The sequence below is a fragment of the Clostridium sp. L2-50 genome, assembly GCF_000154245.1.
Classification (GTDB): domain Bacteria; phylum Bacillota; class Clostridia; order Lachnospirales; family Lachnospiraceae; genus Coprococcus.
Map to the genome: position 1 here is coordinate 99,101 of NZ_DS480312.1, position 18,350 is coordinate 117,450.

18 protein-coding genes are annotated in these 18,350 nt (G+C 40.1%); all 18 read right to left on the bottom strand.

All coding sequences use genetic code 11. The features are described from left to right. Nucleotides 1-60 precede the first annotated feature (60 nt). The 18 genes from CLOL250_RS00600 to CLOL250_RS00685 all read right to left on the bottom strand — a co-directional run bounded on the left by CLOL250_RS00600 (nucleotide 61) and on the right by CLOL250_RS00685 (nucleotide 18,350). The gene (locus CLOL250_RS00600) at nucleotides 61-1,308 is read right to left on the bottom strand and encodes a S41 family peptidase (protein WP_008399890.1); all 1,248 of its coding nucleotides are present in this window, start codon (nucleotides 1,306-1,308) and stop codon (nucleotides 61-63) included. Between the two features lie 248 nt (nucleotides 1,309-1,556). After that, entirely contained in the window at nucleotides 1,557-2,780 is a 1,224-nt protein-coding gene (locus tag CLOL250_RS00605) for a murein hydrolase activator EnvC family protein (protein ID WP_119962515.1), read from the bottom strand. 15 nt (nucleotides 2,781-2,795) lie between these two features. Beyond that, nucleotides 2,796-3,704: a permease-like cell division protein FtsX gene (gene ftsX, locus CLOL250_RS00610; RefSeq protein ID WP_008399892.1), complete on the bottom strand. Its 909-nt coding sequence runs from the start codon at nucleotides 3,702-3,704 to the stop codon at nucleotides 2,796-2,798. Further along, entirely contained in the window at nucleotides 3,694-4,380 is a 687-nt protein-coding gene (gene ftsE / locus CLOL250_RS00615) for a cell division ATP-binding protein FtsE (RefSeq protein WP_008399894.1), read from the bottom strand. The genes ftsX and ftsE overlap by 11 nt, the downstream gene beginning before the upstream one ends. Nucleotides 4,381-4,508: 128 nt before the next feature. Further along, nucleotides 4,509-5,597 (bottom strand): PucR family transcriptional regulator, encoded by a 1,089-nt coding sequence (locus tag CLOL250_RS00620; RefSeq protein WP_021943137.1) that lies wholly within the window; start codon nucleotides 5,595-5,597, stop codon nucleotides 4,509-4,511. 208 nt (nucleotides 5,598-5,805) lie between these two features. Continuing rightward, nucleotides 5,806-6,918: an ABC transporter ATP-binding protein gene (locus CLOL250_RS00625; protein WP_008399896.1), complete on the bottom strand. Its 1,113-nt coding sequence runs from the start codon at nucleotides 6,916-6,918 to the stop codon at nucleotides 5,806-5,808. Between the two features lie 197 nt (nucleotides 6,919-7,115). Continuing rightward, nucleotides 7,116-7,979, bottom strand: a complete 864-nt coding sequence (locus CLOL250_RS00630; RefSeq protein WP_044944531.1) for a YitT family protein — start codon at nucleotides 7,977-7,979, stop codon at nucleotides 7,116-7,118. 230 nt (nucleotides 7,980-8,209) lie between these two features. Next, nucleotides 8,210-8,767 (bottom strand): LytR C-terminal domain-containing protein, encoded by a 558-nt coding sequence (locus CLOL250_RS00635; protein ID WP_008399899.1) that lies wholly within the window; start codon nucleotides 8,765-8,767, stop codon nucleotides 8,210-8,212. Nucleotides 8,768-9,250: 483 nt separating this feature from the next. Next, nucleotides 9,251-9,493 (bottom strand): hypothetical protein, encoded by a 243-nt coding sequence (locus CLOL250_RS00640; protein WP_008399905.1) that lies wholly within the window; start codon nucleotides 9,491-9,493, stop codon nucleotides 9,251-9,253. 101 nt (nucleotides 9,494-9,594) lie between these two features. Next, complete coding sequence (gene ymfI, locus CLOL250_RS00645) at nucleotides 9,595-10,329, bottom strand: elongation factor P 5-aminopentanone reductase (protein ID WP_008399907.1); 735 nt, start codon at nucleotides 10,327-10,329, stop codon at nucleotides 9,595-9,597. A 27-nt stretch (nucleotides 10,330-10,356) separates the two neighbouring features. Continuing rightward, nucleotides 10,357-11,493: a putative manganese transporter gene (locus CLOL250_RS00650; RefSeq protein WP_147554341.1), complete on the bottom strand. Its 1,137-nt coding sequence runs from the start codon at nucleotides 11,491-11,493 to the stop codon at nucleotides 10,357-10,359. Between the two features lie 124 nt (nucleotides 11,494-11,617). Continuing rightward, nucleotides 11,618-12,058: a Fur family transcriptional regulator gene (locus CLOL250_RS00655; protein WP_008399910.1), complete on the bottom strand. Its 441-nt coding sequence runs from the start codon at nucleotides 12,056-12,058 to the stop codon at nucleotides 11,618-11,620. A 137-nt stretch (nucleotides 12,059-12,195) separates the two neighbouring features. Beyond that, nucleotides 12,196-12,789 carry a hypothetical protein gene (locus tag CLOL250_RS00660; RefSeq protein WP_008399912.1) on the bottom strand — a complete coding sequence of 198 codons (594 nt, stop codon included), beginning with the start codon at nucleotides 12,787-12,789 and terminating at the stop codon, nucleotides 12,196-12,198. A 316-nt stretch (nucleotides 12,790-13,105) separates the two neighbouring features. Continuing rightward, nucleotides 13,106-14,452: an NADP-specific glutamate dehydrogenase gene (gene gdhA / locus CLOL250_RS00665; protein WP_008399921.1), complete on the bottom strand. Its 1,347-nt coding sequence runs from the start codon at nucleotides 14,450-14,452 to the stop codon at nucleotides 13,106-13,108. Between the two features lie 221 nt (nucleotides 14,453-14,673). Next, nucleotides 14,674-15,282, bottom strand: coding sequence for an HD domain-containing protein (locus tag CLOL250_RS00670; protein WP_008399922.1), 609 nt, complete (start codon nucleotides 15,280-15,282; stop codon nucleotides 14,674-14,676). A 200-nt stretch (nucleotides 15,283-15,482) separates the two neighbouring features. Beyond that, nucleotides 15,483-16,871: an NADPH-dependent glutamate synthase gene (gene gltA, locus CLOL250_RS00675; RefSeq protein WP_008399923.1), complete on the bottom strand. Its 1,389-nt coding sequence runs from the start codon at nucleotides 16,869-16,871 to the stop codon at nucleotides 15,483-15,485. After that, a complete protein-coding gene (locus CLOL250_RS00680; protein WP_044944533.1) occupies nucleotides 16,871-17,758 on the bottom strand; it encodes a sulfide/dihydroorotate dehydrogenase-like FAD/NAD-binding protein in 888 nt (295 codons plus the stop codon). The genes gltA and CLOL250_RS00680 overlap by 1 nt, the downstream gene beginning before the upstream one ends. 157 nt (nucleotides 17,759-17,915) lie before the next feature. Continuing rightward, the gene (locus CLOL250_RS00685) at nucleotides 17,916-18,350 is read right to left on the bottom strand and encodes a hypothetical protein (RefSeq protein ID WP_008399925.1); all 435 of its coding nucleotides are present in this window, start codon (nucleotides 18,348-18,350) and stop codon (nucleotides 17,916-17,918) included.

Here is an 18,350-nt window from a genome sequence, read left to right on the forward strand (position 1 = left end):
GCTCAATGCTTACGCATATTATACCATGTAATTATTCTATTTTCTACACCTAATCCTGCTCTATTTTACCTTCCCGCGCAATACTTCCAGACCTTTCTGGTACTGTGTATCCTTCTCGCCTTGGAAATCATCTGCCGTATAATCTTCCGGTAATTTCACTTCGATATCCGGAGCTACACCCTTCTTATGAATGTCATTTCCATTTGGAGTGAAATATTTGGCAGTTGTAAGCTTTATTGCTGAGCCATCAGAAAGCGGAATAACCGACTGTACGATTCCCTTTCCATATGTGTTCTCGCCAATGATCGTCGCAACACCATATTCCTTTAATGCTGCTGTCATGATCTCAGATGCACTTGCGCTCTCCCCATTTACAAGCACTACCATCGGAAGATCAAGCTGCTCATCGTCCGTAGATTCATAAGTTGATAAGACATTTCCATTCTTATCTTCCTGATATACGATTTTTCCGGCAGGGAGCAGATAATCGCACATATCGACAACTGTAGTTAACATTCCACCCGGATCTGAACGAAGGTCGATCATCAGTGCTGTCATGCCCTGAGACTTCAGATCTTCTACAGCATCCCTGAATAAATCATTTGTATTTGCTACAAACTGTGTTACACGGACGTAACCAATCTTCTTATCTGCATCTGCCATAAAGTAGGAAACGGTACTGTTCTCCAGTTTTCTTCTGGTAATGGTTACTGTATGATACTTTCTCTCACTTGGTCTATAGATTTCAAGGGTAACATCCGTACCTTCTTCTCCACGTATCTTTGTAACCAGATAGTCCAGATCGTCGGATTCCTGAATCTCATAATCATCAATCTTACAGATCAGATCGTCAGGTTTGATGTCTACTTCGGAAGCCGGTGAATCCTCTGTAATGCTAACCGCAATCGCATATCCGGTTTCCTCATCCTGTCTTACGACAACACCGATACCTGCATATTCACCGGAGCTGTCTTCCTGCAGTTTTGCATATTCCTCTGGTGTATAATATTTTGCATATGGATCATCCAACGCCTCGATCAAGCCAGCATACAGACCATTCTGCATATCCTCGTCTGAGGTGTCAAAATAATAGGACTTATCGATAATCGTTTCCAGACTCGCAAGCTTCTCCAACGTGTTTTCGTCTACGACCGAACCATCATAATCCAGATTATTATGTCGCTTTCCGGCATCTGAATTCAGATCACCACTCTTTGAATTATCCTTAGTAAAAGAACAACCCATCATTCCGGCGCATCCGGCTATAACCACCACACCGAGAATCCATCTCTTAAAATTATGTCTCATGTTACCTCCAGTGATGCATTTTTCGCATCAGCGTCCTTTCATAAACTTAAAAATATACATTTACCCATATGTCAGATCATAAATTATGTATAATCCTATAGGTATTCTGTAAATTTTCTTTTATAAACGACAACAGACAAATCCAGTTTTCACCCGATCTGTCTGTTGTTTTATCCTATGTGTAATTCTGTAAAATCCCACAATTCTGACCGTGATCACATTTCTGCGGTTTCGGTCTTCATCTTGTTTTACAGGTAATCAAGTGGATTTACATAAGTTCCGTTTATCATTACACCAAAATGGCAATGTGAACCTGTACTATATCCGGTGCTTCCTGCCTTTGCAATTACCTGTCCCTGTTCTACTGTCTGACCCACACCGACTACCAGCTGGGAATTGTGCATATATACAGTAGATATACCATTTCCATGATCGATCATAATGTAATATCCTGCGGATGAACTGTACTGCGAGATAACAACCGTACCGGCCGCTGATGCAACAACATCACTTCCGGTTGGACATGGAATATCGATTCCCTTATGGTTAGAACTTGCACCTGCTGTAGGTGATGTTCTCGGTCCAAAATACGAGCTGATTCTGCTTCCCTGTGTAGCCGGCCACATAAATGATCCACCGCTCGGTGTATAATACTGTGGTGTAGTACTTCCGCTTCCGCCACTGCTCTGCTGCTGTGCAGCCTGCTGTTCTGCAAGTTTTCTCTGAATCTCCGCAATCTGGGCATCTGCTGCATCCATTTCTTTCTGATATTTCTCAACCAAAGATTTCTGTGCATCGATATCCTGTGAATATTCAGCAATCTTCTGATTCTTCTCATTGATTGCTACATCCAGATTTGATTTCTGTGTTTCCAGATCTGCTTTAACAGATTCAACCTCTTTCAAATCTGTCTCGAGAGTTGTCTCATATTCTTGGATCTTCTGTCTTGTATCGATCAGTGCATTTAACTGCTTCTGGTCATAGCTTGAGATCTGCTCTACATATTCTGACTTATTTAACATATCCGTAAAAGATGCGGATGACATCAATGTATCTATGTACTCAACTTCTCCATTTTCATAGAGATACTGAATACGCTTCATCATTGCTGCATACTGATTGTCTTCCTCAACCTGCGCTGCTGCAAGATTCTTCTTTGTCTCATCAATCTCTGTATTTAATTTATCTTCTTCTTCTTCCTTTGCAGTAATCTGCGTCTGAATATCTGAAACCTGCTTATCCAGTGCTTCTACATCACTGATCAACTTATTCTGCTTCTCTTCAAGGCCATCCAACACGCCCTGAGCTTCTTTTTTATTTCCTTCCGCTTCATTCTTGCTGTCCTTTGCATCCTGAATACTCGTTGCCGAAACCCGAGATACAGGCGGCATTGCAGCAAGTGCAACTGCACATACAATAACAAGCGCCGTCTTTTTGAATTTTTTCATTAACGGTATCTGAATTTTCTTCAAAATAAAGACCTCCTCTTATACTTTCAAATGTTTTCTGGTAGTGATCAAACTACCAAATAAACCTACACCTATACCTAAAATAAGCCCAACAGGAATCATTGTTTTAAACAATTCTTCCTTACTTACAAATGCGAATACAGATGTAATTACTGCAAATCGTCCTGCCACATATTCCAGAATCTTCTGATACATAACATATAACAGATAAAGCGGAATAACAGAACCGACTGCTCCGATAATAATACCTTCTATTATGAACGGCGCACGTACAAAGAAGTTCGTTGCACCGATCAATTTCATAATTGCAATTTCTTCCTTACGAACTGTAATGCCAATGGTAATCGTATTGCTGATCAGGAAGATGGATACCAACATCAGGATTACCACAATTCCGATAGAAGCATATCCTACCAATGAGGACAATGTCGAGATACTGTCAGCTGTAACCTCAGAACTTCTGACATTTCGCACTCCGTCTAAACCTTTTGCAAATGCTACAAACTCAGCCTGTTTGGATACATCCTTCAACGTTACCTCATAAGAAGCAGAATTCTTTAACGGGTTATCATCTCCGAATGCTGCCTTTGCAGCCTCAGGATCATCATAATTCTGCTCACAGAACTTATCAAATGCTTCATCTGCACTGATATAATCCATTGTATTTACATAATCAAGGACTCGTATCTGTTCACCGATCAACTGAACCGTTTCGTCCGGAATATCTTCTTCAAAGAAAATCGATATCGTTACATTATTCTCCAAATCCTTCATTCCTGACTGAAAGTTTACAACAACTGCATATACAATACCAAATATGAACAAACATGAAATAATTGTACCGATTGATGCAAGAGAGAACAATATATTTCTTCTGATGTTCGTAAATCCCTGTCTCAGGATATAAAAGAATGTACTAATCTTCATCTATATAACCACCTTGTTTTTCATCGCTGATAACCACACCTTTTTTTAATGTGATTACTCTCTTTCGCATCTCATTTACAATATCCTTATTATGAGTTACGACAACCACTGTTGTTCCACGCTTATTGATATCATCAAGCAGTTCCATGATATCCTGTGAGTTCTTCGGATCCAGGTTACCGGTTGGCTCATCGGCAAGGATGATTTCCGGATTGTTTACCAGTGCTCTTGCCATGGCAACTCTCTGCTGCTCTCCACCAGAAAGCTCCTTCGGATAAGATTTATACTTATCCGCAAGACCTACCAGCGTCAGCATAGCCGGAACTCTACGTCTGATGTATCTCGCAGGAGTCTGTATAACTCTCTGTGCAAATGCAACATTTTCATAGATGGTTCTGTCCTTTAACAGTCTGAAATTCTGAAATACAACTCCGATCTTTCTTCTGACCTTCGGAATATTCTTTCTTTTTATAGTTTTATAATTATATCCTGCTACACGGATAGACCCAGAGGTCGGATCTAATTCCTTTAATAACAGCTTGATCAATGTTGTCTTACCTGATCCGCTGCTACCAACAATAAAGACAAATTCGCCTTTCTCTATATTAATATTAACATTCTTCAGAGCCGTCATACCACCTGGGTAGGTCATAGTAACATTCTCTAACTCTATCATAATGGTTTCCTTTCAAATTTAACGTCTGTACTTTCTCACTCTTTGCTTTTGCAAGTATAGCAGTAAAATGTGAAATATATGTGTAAATCCTGCATACAATATATTACAAAGAGTCCAGATTCTTCCTTTTAATAGTCTAATGACTCCATATACTTCATATACTTAACTACCATTAACGCAATCTTAAATGTGATCGCATCCTCAAATACACGAAGATCCAGACCGGTACTCTTCTGAAGCTTATCCAAACGATAAACCAGAGTATTTCTGTGAATATATAACTGTCTGGAGGTCTCTGATACATTCAGACTGTTCTCAAAAAACTTATCAATAGTAGTAAGGGTCTCTTCGTCGAACTCATCCGGTGATTTGCCATCGAAAATCTCACGAATGAACATCTTGCAGAGTGGGAGCGGAAGCTGATAGATCAGACGTCCGATTCCAAGATTACTATATGCGATAATGTTCTGGTTCTCGTAGAAGATCTTTCCTACATCCAGTGCCATCTTAGCTTCTTTATAAGAACGGGATACTTCCTTAATCTCATTTACGATCGTACCATATGATACATGAACAGAAGACATAACCTCTGTATTCAGCATATCTACAACAACCTTGGCAATCTTATTCATATCATCATAGGATTCTGTCTGCTTTACTTCCTTTACAAGAATGATGTTCTTCTCATCCACAGCGGTAATAAAATCCTTTGTCTTTGTAGAAAAGATATTACGAACTGTTTCAAGGGCATTTGTATCCTTCTCATTCTTTGTCTCAATGATAAATACGATTCTCCTTACATCTGTATCAATGTGAAGCTTCTTTGCTCTGTTGTAAATATCAACAAGCAACAGATTATCTAACAGCAGATTTTTGATGAAGTTATCCTTATCAAAACGCTCCTTATATGCAACTAAGAGATTCTGAATCTGGAACGCTGCGATCTTACCAACCATGTAAGTATCATCTGTCTCCCCCTTTGCAAGCAAGATATGTTCTAACTGGTTATCATCAAACACCTTAAAGAACTGGTAATCACGAATTGCCTGACTCTCTGCCGGGGAATCAACAAACGCAAGTACTGCTTCTTCACAGTCATCTACATCCTTAAATGTAGATGCAAGAATCTTTCCTTCTGTATCAAGAACACACAGATCGGTTCTTGTAATATTCTTTAATCCATCAATCGTATCCTGAAGTATCTGGTTCGATATCATATATTCTACACTCCTTATTCTTATATTCGGATTCCGTATTCTTTCCCCATCCATTCTGCCTGACGGATAAGCCTCCCGGAAAACATACGAATAACAAAATACACTACTGTACCTATTCTAAATCATATTGCGAAAAAAAAAAAGAGAAAATGCAGAAATTTCTGCATTTTCCCTGTTTGTTTATAAATATTTAAGTATGTATGATCTATTAGCTTACTAAGATCTCCTCTGTTTCCTTATCAAAGATATGAATCTTGCTTAAGTCAAATGCAAACTGTACTGTATCGCCAGGTCTAGCTGTTGTACGAGCATTAACTCTTGCTGTGATATCGAACTGATCGATTGTGAAGTATAAGTAAACTTCAGCACCTAACATTTCGTAAATATTGATTCTTGCATCAATAACGCTTTCCGGTGATGACTCGATGAAGAGCTGCTCATCATGGATATCTTCAGGACGAATACCAAGAACAACTTCCTTATCAACTGCATCAAGTGCAATAAGTCTCTCAGCCTTACTATCAGGAACTTTAATTGAGTGTGAACCAAACATTAAGAGAATGTCTGCTCCGGACTTAACTACCTTACAATCAATGAAGTTCATAGGTGGCATACCCATGAAACCGGCTACGAATAAGTTACATGGCTTATCGTATAAGTTCTGTGGTGTATCTACCTGCTGAATAATACCATCCTTCATAACTACGATTCTTGTACCAAGTGTCATAGCCTCTGTCTGGTCATGTGTAACGTAGATGATAGTTGTCTGTAATCTCTGATGTAACTTGGAAATCTCAACACGCATCTGTACACGAAGTTTCGCATCAAGGTTTGAAAGTGGCTCATCCATAAGGAATACCTTAGGTTCACGAACGATTGCTCGACCCATAGCCACACGCTGTCTCTGACCACCTGATAAAGCCTTTGGCTTTCTGTCAAGTAAGTGTTCAATATCAAGGATCTTAGCAGCTTCATGAACAGCCTTGTCAATCTTCTCCTTCGGAGCCTTTCTTAACTTAAGTCCGAATGCCATGTTGTCATATACTGACATATGCGGATACAGAGCGTAGTTCTGGAATACCATTGCGATATCTCTATCCTTAGGCTCTACGTCATTTACAAGCTTGTCGCCGATCCATAACTCACCTGAGCTGATATCCTCAAGACCTGCGATCATTCTAAGAGTTGTTGACTTACCACATCCTGAAGGTCCAACGAAAATGATGAACTCCTTATCTTCAATTTCAAGGTTGAAATCCTTAACAGCATTAAATCCGTTAGGATATACCTTATAGATGTTCTTAAGTGATAAACTTGCCATTCTGCAAATACCTCCGTAAATATTATATAGTATTGTTTTATTTATTCATTCGTTCTGAACATAGTGTCATTTTACAACATTCCCCTTCTTTAAACCATATGATTATTGCCCAAAAAAAAATTTAATGTTTTGTTTGTTTTGTATACGACCGCAAAAAAACTAACATTTTGACGATTTTCGCATCGATTTAAGAAGATTTAAGACGAGAATTTTGTGAAACCTTCACCAAAAACCTCCGTTACCTGCCCTACAATCATAAAAGATTTTTCATCAATTGTCCTTATTTTATCCTTTAATTCTACTAATTGTCTACTTGACAAAACCGAAATTATCATTACACGCCCTTCATTCGTATAACCACCCTTTGTTTTCAATACTGTTACACCTCTTCCAATATCATTTATGATACAGGATTTGATCTCATCGCATCTGGAAGAAATAATGTAAACCAGTTTTCCATGTCTGATTCCCTGTACGATCATATCAGATAATTTTGTTGATATTACGATTGCAATAACAGCATACAGCATATTTTCCAGGCCAAATGCAATTCCGCCTGCTATTACGATCACTATGTCTATACCCCCAAGGAATAACGGCGCACCAATATCGTTTCTCATATGATTCAATATCAATGCCATAAGATCCACGCCGCCGGATGACGCATTCAGACGAAACATAAGACCATAAGCGCAACCAAATATAACTCCGCCAAGAATCATATTCAAAAGTCTGTCATGCGTTGCAAGCGGAAGTGCAGGAATAACTGCCAGAAATGCTGTAGAAATAACCGTTGTATATGCTGTCCTTACCATACTTTTTCTATCGAGCAGAAAATACCCCCATATAAATAACGGAACATTGATAACCAAATTCGTCAACCAGACCGGAATTCCAGTTCCCATATTTTCCGTCAGATTTTCTATTATAATTCCTATTCCGGTCACGCCTCCGGGAACTATCTGTTCACTGTTAAAAATCCAAACAACACCCAGTGACATCAAAAACGCCGCCACCGTTAACAATACATACGTTTCTATCGTTTCTCGATTTTTGTTCATGCAACTGCCTTCCATACAATTTTTATATAGTATGTCCGATTTTTTTCGGCATAGTCACCATTGATTATAAATAGCAGTTATACACAAACATCCTTGCACCTGTAAAATATTCTTTATACATGATGACATTTAAAACAAAAAAAGCAGGCACATCACATTTCTGTAATAACACCTGCTTCTCTGTCTGTATGAACAATCTGTATAGATAGGCAATCCGATCATCCTGCTGTTTAGTTTTTAATATCACTTGTTCCAACGATTACAATAATATCATATCCGTCAATCGGCACATCAAAATCGGATGCTGATAACGTATCTGTGGTTGACATTTCCGGTGATGAAAATTCCGCAGCAAGATCTGCTCCATCATATGAACCGGATACGCATACCTTTGATGTCGCGATCGCCGACTGATTATAAGTACCAACTTCTACCGAAGTATATCCTTTACCCTCTAATGCGGTCTTCCATGCACCGGCAACTCCACTGGTTCCTGTTGCATTAATAACAAGGATTTTAGCATCTGTAGATGCAACCGCACCGGTTTCATCCGCTCCGTCCGATCCACTGTTCTCGTCATCTCCATTATTAAACGTCGGATCATTTTCATCCTCTGCTTCTGTTACTATTTCTTTTCCTGTTGTCGTCTTCTTACTGTCTTTCAGAGAATTATTCTTTACTAATGTCTTTATAAGCAGTGCTCCTATTACAACAATGCCAACTGCAAGAATGATTACAACGGCTCTGAGCATTGTTTCCAGAAATAATCTCAATACTTTTTTACCCATTTTCTGGCCTCCATTTTATTTATAAAATATAATGCTTGTCCCGGAATATCCGTTCCGTTCTTTTTGTTAAACAGACTATCAATCCCGTGCATCACAAATGCACCAAAATCATTACTTTTCTGTACACCTTTATTGCACCTGAAAAATTACCTAATGAGTATACCAAACGTACTTTTAAATTTCAACCTGCATTTCTAATTTCTTATTTTCTCTGCCTGATAAATTCTGTCATTATAATTTCAAACCTTATTCCCCTCTTACTTTCTCCGAATAAAAATAAAGAGTCACTTGCGGGTCTTTCGCACCTACGCAAATTTACAAGGCAATTAACTTCTTCGCGAAGTGCGCACCCTCAGCGGAGCACTTTTTACTTTATAGGGCGATCTTGCCTATAAAGTAAAAAAGATTCCTATATAATATACATACAAGAATCTTTTATATATACTGTTATATAATTATCAAATCTGATAAACAGTCTGCTGCTTATTTCTGTACCCGTTTTTTTCCGCATACCTCACAAACATCTCCACTGTTTACATGCCCACATCCCCAGCATGTCCATTCAACTATTTCCGGCTCGCGCTTCGGCTGTTGGCTCGTTGTCATTGTAAAATTCTTTGATACGATCTCAACATTTCCATCTTTATCCACTGTTGTCTTTAGATCTGCCGGCACGTTTGCTGCTACAACCTCGCCCTTTTTCTTTTTAATAAACTTTATTCCCATAATCTCTACCCCATATCTGCGCAACTTTGCATAGCTTATTTTATAGCAATATGAACAATTTTTCAATAGAGAATTGGGGAAATTGCAAAACGTTTACCGATCTACTGCCAGCCGCCATCAAAGGTCAGTATCTGTCCGGTCAGATAGCTGCCGGCATTTGCTACCGTTATGATAAATTCTGCAGCCTCTGTCTCTGTTCCCATCCTGCCAAACGGAATTTCCTCTTCCAATGCATTTTTTTCTTCCGATGACAGATGCCCGTTCATCGTAGTATCGATAGCTCCAAATGCGATTGCATTCACCGCTATACCGCTCGGTGCAAGCTCTTTCGCAAGAGCCTTTGTGAATGCATTGACCGCACCTTTGGTCGCTGAATACGCTACCTCACAGGAGGCCCCGACATTGCCCCATACAGATGAAATGTTGATAATACGTCCCTTATGTGCATGCACCATGTATGGCACAACCTGACGGCATGTATTAAATACTGACGTTATATTCGTATCTATAATTCTTTTCCAGTCCGTTTCATCCATATCGGTCAGCAGCCCGACATAAGAAATTCCGGCGTTATTGACCAACAGATCAATCTTCTTACCAAAATGTTCGATTACATGCTCTATAAACTGTCTTACAAATGTAAAATCTCCGGCATCACCGATCTCTGCATAACAATCTGTGCCCTGCGCAAGTATCTTCTGTTGAACCTCTTTCAACTTTTTCGGATGGCGAAATGACGTTATGGCTATTTTTTTATATTGTTGTGCAAGGGCTTCCGCCGTTGCTGCACCAATTCCTGTTGATGCCCCGATAACTATTGCTGTTTTCTGTTCCATTCTTTCTGTTCTCGCTGTTCTTTCTATTTAAAATGTGATACCCAACAGATTGATCAATAATCCCCAGCACACACTGGTAACATACAAGGTTCCAACGACCATAATGTTTTCTTTTAATCTGTGGCGGTTCATACGGAACAATACCAGAAGTCCTACGCCTGCACTGACAAGCAATCCTGACATCATTGCTCCAGAACTGAGCATTCCGTCCAGATAAAGCTCTGTAATGATAACAGACGGTGCACAGTTTGGTATCAGTCCAATCAGTGCTGCCATTGCTTCTCCAAGGAACGGTACATCACCAAGAAGTCTTCCAATCGCATCTTCCCCTGCGATACCGATAATAATATTTAACACAAAGGATACCGCCAGAATAAATACCGTAATCTTCAAGGTGTGCTTTAACGCCGACATCCAGATTCCATCCTCACAGTTGCAGTGTTCCTGCTCACACAGATCATGGATATGTTTTTCTTCTATGTCCGTACCATCATAATGGATATGTCCATGATGTGTGTGTGTACTTTTTTCATCGTGGGTATGCATATTTTTTTCATCATGCACATGCACACTTTTTCCATTATGTGTATGAGTATCTTTATAATTATGTGTACATTCTGCATTGACTGTCTGTGTTGCCTGAACGGAATATCCAGAATGCTTCGAATATTTTTCTTTATCTGCACTGTCTGTATTTTTAGAATTATCGTTTTTTGAAGACGCTGTGTGCTTCGTTTTTCTTCCTGCCAGATATCTTCTGCGGATATATTTATTTGCAAGATCGACTGCATAACCTGTAACGATCGCAATACACATTTTTGCAAGCAGGATACGAATAATTGTACCGGCATTTACTGTATGCGAAATAAAGATTGGAAGCATCTCATCAGAGGTTGACATAAATACCGCAAGCACAACTCCTGCTGTGATCACACCACCACTGTAAAGGTTCGCTGCCACACAGGAAAATCCACACTGTGGGACGATTCCAAGTGCTCCACCTGCCAACGGACCAAACGCACCGGCAGACTGCATATATTGCTTCTGCTTTTCTTCTGTTCTCTGCTCCAACCATTCCATCAGCAGATATGTCACTAATAAAAATGGTATTAATTTTACACTATCGATCAGTGCATCTGAAAACGAATCAAATAACAATTCCATACTATCCATCTCATTCCTGAAAATATAATTTGCAACCAAGTTGCATTATCAGATTATAGCATTATTTTGCCCAATGTCAACTCCTATTATCAGAAATATTCAATTTTCAGCATGGAAATTCCTGTTATCTGGTTTTATTTTTCTGTTTCTTTTCTTTCTTACTGCATTCGTCGCAGACACCATATAAAATGGAATCCTTGCAGCAAAGTGTGAACCCATGATCAGACAAAATGTGCTCTGATATCTCTTTCATGAAATCACAGTCCAGATGGATGACCTTTCCACATTCGGAGCATTGCAGATGTAGATGCTTCTGACACCTGGATGGCTGTTCTACATACTGATATCCTGCTTTTTCGCCCTTATCAGCCACATATTTCATCAGTGTCTTCTCTGCGACCAGCTTATCCAGATATCGGTATACAGTTGTTTTATTTACCGAACACTCTTCCTGATCCATATGCCGTATAATATCCGACACATGAACGGCACGATCTTTATTCCGGATCAGATAATCAAGGATCATCTGTCTGCTCTTTGTCTGATATTCATGTTTACGTTCCATCTCAATTCCTGCTTTCTATCTGTTCTTAAGTCTCCACTATGTAAGCTGTTATTCTATGCAGTATCGATCTGCTGTCACATTATCTGCTTTTTGTTACACATTCTATCTATACTTTATCTTCCTACTGCATATTCTAATTACTGCTGCACATTGTCCTGCATCTGCACCGGTACTCCCTGATAATAAGGTGTATTCGGGATATTTCTGAGATCCTGATTTCTCATATACTGAAGATATGCCAACCCCTCATCAGAATATCCAAATCTCGCATTTGGACATGCCTGTGCAAGTACATTCAACAACTCCTGTTTACTCTTTTTCCCTCTTGCCAGTACATTAATAGCAACACGGTTCTTTTGAAAACGATTTTCGATTACATATTCACTTCCGGTTGGAATAAAGTTCGTCGATGTAGTATGCAGATAGATCAGATATACATCCCAGAGCCAGGTCATCTGTGTCGGCTGCTTCTTATTCGCAAGCACCTTATCGGAAATCAATACATATTGGTCTTCATATATTATATGCGAATATAACTGGTCGGCCATCTCCAAAAGCTGCGGGTTATTTTTCAAATAGCCGGTTTTTTCAGGTCTTACAATATTACGAATCCCTATTATGATAAATACAATTCCTAATAATGCAAATAAACCAAACAAAATGATCATACCCATTCCGTCATCTGCATTATCTGACATCACACCTATTGTGATCAATCCGAAAATCAGCATTAACACTGCTCCGCCGACAACCGCTGTGATTCCACCTTTTTTTTATTTTTGCCAGTACAATATCTCTCCCCATATCAAGATCCTCCTTTTTTATGTAAAAAGCATACAATATCTATATTATACGAAAAGGTCTCCATAGATTCAATCAAAAACTTTCCATAAAATCATTATAGATTTTATCTGCATATGCCGAAATAAAGCGTTATAGAAATTACTTTTCTGCAATGTCTTTCTTGCAAACGCATATCACGATTCCGGGGTCTTATATTAACATTTACTATATAATAATTATTGTTAGATTTTGACCGGTATTTGATTAGCAAACACCCTGAGCAAGCATAGCTTCTACAACCTTTTCGAAACCGGCAATGTTAGCACCTGCAACATAGTCGCCTTCTACACCGTAACGCTTAGCAGCGTCGCTGATGTTTGCGTAGATTGTCTCCATGATTCCCTTTAACTTGCCGTCAACTTCTTCAAATGTCCATGAAAGTCTCTCTGAGTTCTGGCTCATTTCAAGTGCAGATGTAGCAACACCACCGGCGTTAGCAGCCTTACCACCTACGAATAATACGCCATTCTCCTGTAAGTACTTAGTAGCCTCTAATGTTGTAGGCATATTAGCACCCTCTGTTACAGAGATAACACCATTTGCAACTAATGCCTTAGCATCGTCTAAGTCTAACTCGTTCTGAGTAGCACATGGTAATGCGATATCACCCTTAACATTCCATACACCATGCTCGCCGTTCTTCTTCTCATGGTATTCAGCGCTTGGTCTGGCTGCTGCGTACTCTGTAAGACGTGCTCTCTTAACTTCCTTAACTTCCTTAAGTAAGTCAACATCGATTCCTTCCGGATCATAAATCCAACCTGTTGAATCGGAGCATGTTACACACTTAGCGCCTAACTGATGTGCCTTCTGGATTGCGTAGATTGCAACGTTACCAGCACCAGATACGATACAAGTCTTACCAGCGATATCAATACCATGATCCTTTAATAATGCGTTTGTTAAGTATAATAAACCATATCCTGTAGCTTCTGTACGAGCAAGTGATCCACCATATGTAAGTCCCTTACCTGTAAGAACACCTTCGTAGGATCCACGGATTCTCTTATACTGTCCGAATAAGAAACCGATCTCTCTTCCGCCTGTTCCGATATCACCAGCAGGAACATCGACATCTGCTCCGATGTACTTGCAAAGCTCTGTCATAAAGCTCTGGCAGAATGCCATGATCTCTCTATCTGATTTGCCCTTAGGATCAAAATCAGAACCACCTTTACCACCACCGATTGGAAGTGTTGTCAGTGAATTCTTAAATACCTGCTCAAATCCAAGGAACTTGATAATACCTAAATTAACTGAAGGATGAAGTCTTAATCCTCCCTTGTATGGTCCAATAGAATTGTTAAACTGTACACGGAAACCTCTGTTTACCTGAACCTGTCCATTGTCATCTACCCAAGGTACTCTGAACATGATCTGTCTGTCCGGCTCTGTGATTCTTTCAAGAATCGCATTCTTTCTGTAGAGCTCCTCGTTTGCATCGATACAAGGTCTAAGTGAATCAAGAACCTCTGTTACTGCCTGTAAAAATTCTGGCTGGTCAGCATTTTTCTTCTTTACGATCTCCAGCACTTCATCAACGTATGACATCTTAAAATCCTCCTTAAATTAATTATAAGTAAATCGCATCTCTGCGAAATTCATTTGGAGTAGTATTTTCTCTTTAAGAAAATTTCCACTTAAGATTATAAACAATAGACTTGAATTTATCAAGTAAAAATATGATTTTTATGAATTTTTTTATCTTTTTAATGAAAAAGCAGGATTTTCTTAAGTTGCAATGCGCTAAAGTGCTAGCAAATTAGCGGAATTTACAGGTCTTCCATCTCTGCCTTGATCTCATCCTCCGTTGCTGCCATTGCCTGTAATGTCATAGTCAGAAGCTTCTCAAGCTCCCAGTTAAGCTGTGCAGCACCACGTTCAATCACTTCTCTGGAACAACCTGCGGCAAATCCTTTGCTCTTATATTTCTTCTTCAGTGACTTCAGTTCCATATCCTTTGTACTCTTTGACGGACGCATCAATGCCGCTGCCCAGATCAGGCCTGTCAGTTCATCTGCTGCAAACAGAACCTTCTCCATCTCATGAACCGGCTCTACATCGATGGTTGTACCACATTCCACTGTAATTCCATAACCATGAGAACAGACCGCATGAATAATATCCTCTGACACACCACCATCTCTTAACAGCTCCGGTGCTTTCAGACAATGCTCTGCCGGATACAGTTCAAAATCAATATCATGAAGCAGACCTACGATGCCCCAGTATTCAGCATCTTCACCATAGCCAAGTTCATTTGCATACCATTTCATAACAGCCTCAACTGTAAGCGCATGCTGAATATGGAATGGATCTTTATTATATTTCTTCAGTAATTCAAACGCGTCATCTCTTGCAATATATTCCTTCAATGTCATAACCTCTTCTCAGTATATTTTTAATAATTTTATATTCAATATCTCGTGAGCATAGTTCTATCACTTTATACCGCATCTCAAAATAGACTCCATTTTTTTAATCGGTATACAAATCCAAAAATAAATGGATGGTATTACTATTAAACGTCTTGCGGAATAATAGATAATACCATCCTTTATTTTGTTTCAAAGACTATATATTAATTGAGTCCTTTGAGGTACTCGTCAATGCCCTTTGCTGCTGCCTTTCCGGCTCCCATAGCAAGGATAACTGTAGCTGCACCGGTAACTGCATCACCACCGGCATATACACCTGTCTTTGTGGTCTGTCCGTTTGTCTCATCGGCAACGATACATTTCCACTTATTTGTATCAAGTCCCTTTGTTGTAGATGAGATCAGTGGGTTTGGTGAAGTACCAAGTGACATGATAACCGCATCCACATCCATGACGAACTCAGAACCAGGAATCTCAACCGGTCTTCTTCTGCCTGATGCATCCGGCTCACCAAGTTCCATCTTGACACATTTCATGCCCTTAACCCAACCCTTTTCGTCTTCAAGGATCTCAGTTGGATTTGTAAGGAGATCAAAAATGATTCCCTCTTCTTTTGCATGATGTACTTCTTCTACTCTGGCAGGAAGTTCTTCTTCACTACGTCTATATACAATATGTGTCTCAGCACCAAGTCGAAGTGCCGTTCTTGCAGCATCCATTGCTACATTACCACCGCCGACAACGGCAACCTTCTTACCAACCATGATAGGTGTGTTAGAGCCTTCCTTGTAAGCCTTCATCAGGTTACTTCTTGTCAGGTACTCATTTGCTGAGAATACACCATTTGCATTCTCACCCGGAATACCCATGAACTTAGGAAGTCCTGCACCGGAACCGATAAATACTGCTGAGAAGCCTTCCTCCTCCATTAATTCATCTATCGTTACAGATTTACCGACTACAACGTCAGTCTCAATCTTAACACCTAAGGATTTTACATTTTCGATTTCTTTCTTTACTACGCCATCTTTTGGAAGACGGAATTCAGGGATACCATAAACCAGTACGCCGCCTGTCTCATGAAGTGCTTCAAAGATTGTTACATCGTAACCCATCTTTGCAAGATCTCCTGCACAGGTAAGACCGGATGGACCGGAACCGATAACTGCAACCTTCTTGCCATTCTTCTCTGCTGCCGGTTCCGGCTTAATGCCATGCTCTCTTGCCCAATCAGCAACGAAACGCTCCAGTTTACCGATAGATACAGGATCGCCCTTGATACCTCTGATACATTTACCTTCACACTGTGTCTCCTGTGGACATACACGGCCACATACAGCAGGGAGTGCTGATGATTTGCTGATCACCTGGAATGCCTCTGCAAATTCGCCCTTCTTTACATGAGCGATAAATCCAGGAATATCAATAGAAACAGGACAGCCCTTTACACACTGTGCATTCTTACAGCCAATACATCTTGCTGCTTCTGCCATTGCTTCTTCTTCATTATATCCGTAACATACTTCTTCAAAATTCTTTGCACGAACCGCAGGTTCCTGTTCACGAACCGGTACTCTATTTAAAACGTCCATTATTTGTCACCTCCACACTGTCCGCATCCACCATGATGGGTGTCGCCTTCCTTGGCTGCAAGATATGCTCTGCCTTCCTGTGTCTTATAGATCTGCTGACGCTCCATAGCTTCTTCGAAGTTTACAAGATGTCCGTCAAATTCAGGTCCGTCTACACATGCGAATTTTACTTCGCCGCCAACTGTTACTCGGCATGCACCACACATACCGGTACCGTCTACCATGATCGGATTCAGGCTGACAACTGTAGGGATCTCAAGCTCTTTTGTAAGCTTACAAACGAACTTCATCATGATCATCGGTCCGATTGCTACGCATACATCATATTTGTTGCCTGCGTCTACAAGCTTCTGAATCTCATTTGTAACAACGCCCTTGCTTCCATATGAACCATCGTCTGTTGTAATGTAGAGATTTCCGGCAACTGCCTTCATCTGCTCTTCCAGAATGATAAGCTCTTTGGATCTTCCACCGATGATAACATCAGCGGCTACTCCATGCTCATGTAACCATTTTACCTGTGGATATACAGGTGCGGTTCCTACACCACCGGCTACAAATAAGATCTTCTTATTCTTTAATGTCTCTAAATCTTCTTCTACTAATTCCGACGGACGGCCAAGCGGTCCAACAAAATCTGTAAAGCTGTCTCCAGCCTTTAAATTCTTCATCATCTCTGTTGCTGCACCTACTACCTGGAATACAATAGTGATCGTGCCTGCTTCTCTTGAATAATCGCAGATTGTAAGAGGAATTCTCTCTCCATCTTCTGAGCCTCTTACGATTACAAACTGACCCGGAAGACAATTCTTTGCTACTCTTGGTGCTTCCACGTCCATAAGATAGATTGCATCTGTCAACGCTTCTGTTCTAACAATCTTAAACACGTTTTTATCCTTCCTTTCTCTTTTCCCGACTCTCCACACAAGACTCAGGAATACTACACTGCCGAAATCGCACAATATGGTCCATTATAGCATCTATTAACAAATACTGTAAAGGTGTAATTTTCAGGCATTATCATATTATCATATGATTTTTACGTTACTCCAAACCGGAAAACAGATCGCTTTCTATCCGACTGATATCTTCAATCGGTATGATCGTTGCATCTGCCATGATCACCGCTCTCCTGTACAGATCGATTCGCTTAACGATACCGGAATGCGTAACATATTCTCCTCCGGCTTTTCTCTCATCCTGTACGAAATAGGTAATATCCACTAACTGTTCTGTACCTATATTTGCTGAAATAATGTTTAGTTTCTCATTCAATTCTTCCAATACTTCATCACTGAGCACCCGTTTCTCATCTGTCCGTCTGGCAGTCTCACGAATCGCCGCCGCATGTCCTGTCAATGCTGCAAATGGCGCAAATTGTGCCGCCCGGTCATAGAGTGACATCTGCGGATGTGTCTTTGAAACAGGGTGTTCCAAATGAATGATATCATCATATTTATGGTTGTTCTGATCCTGCAT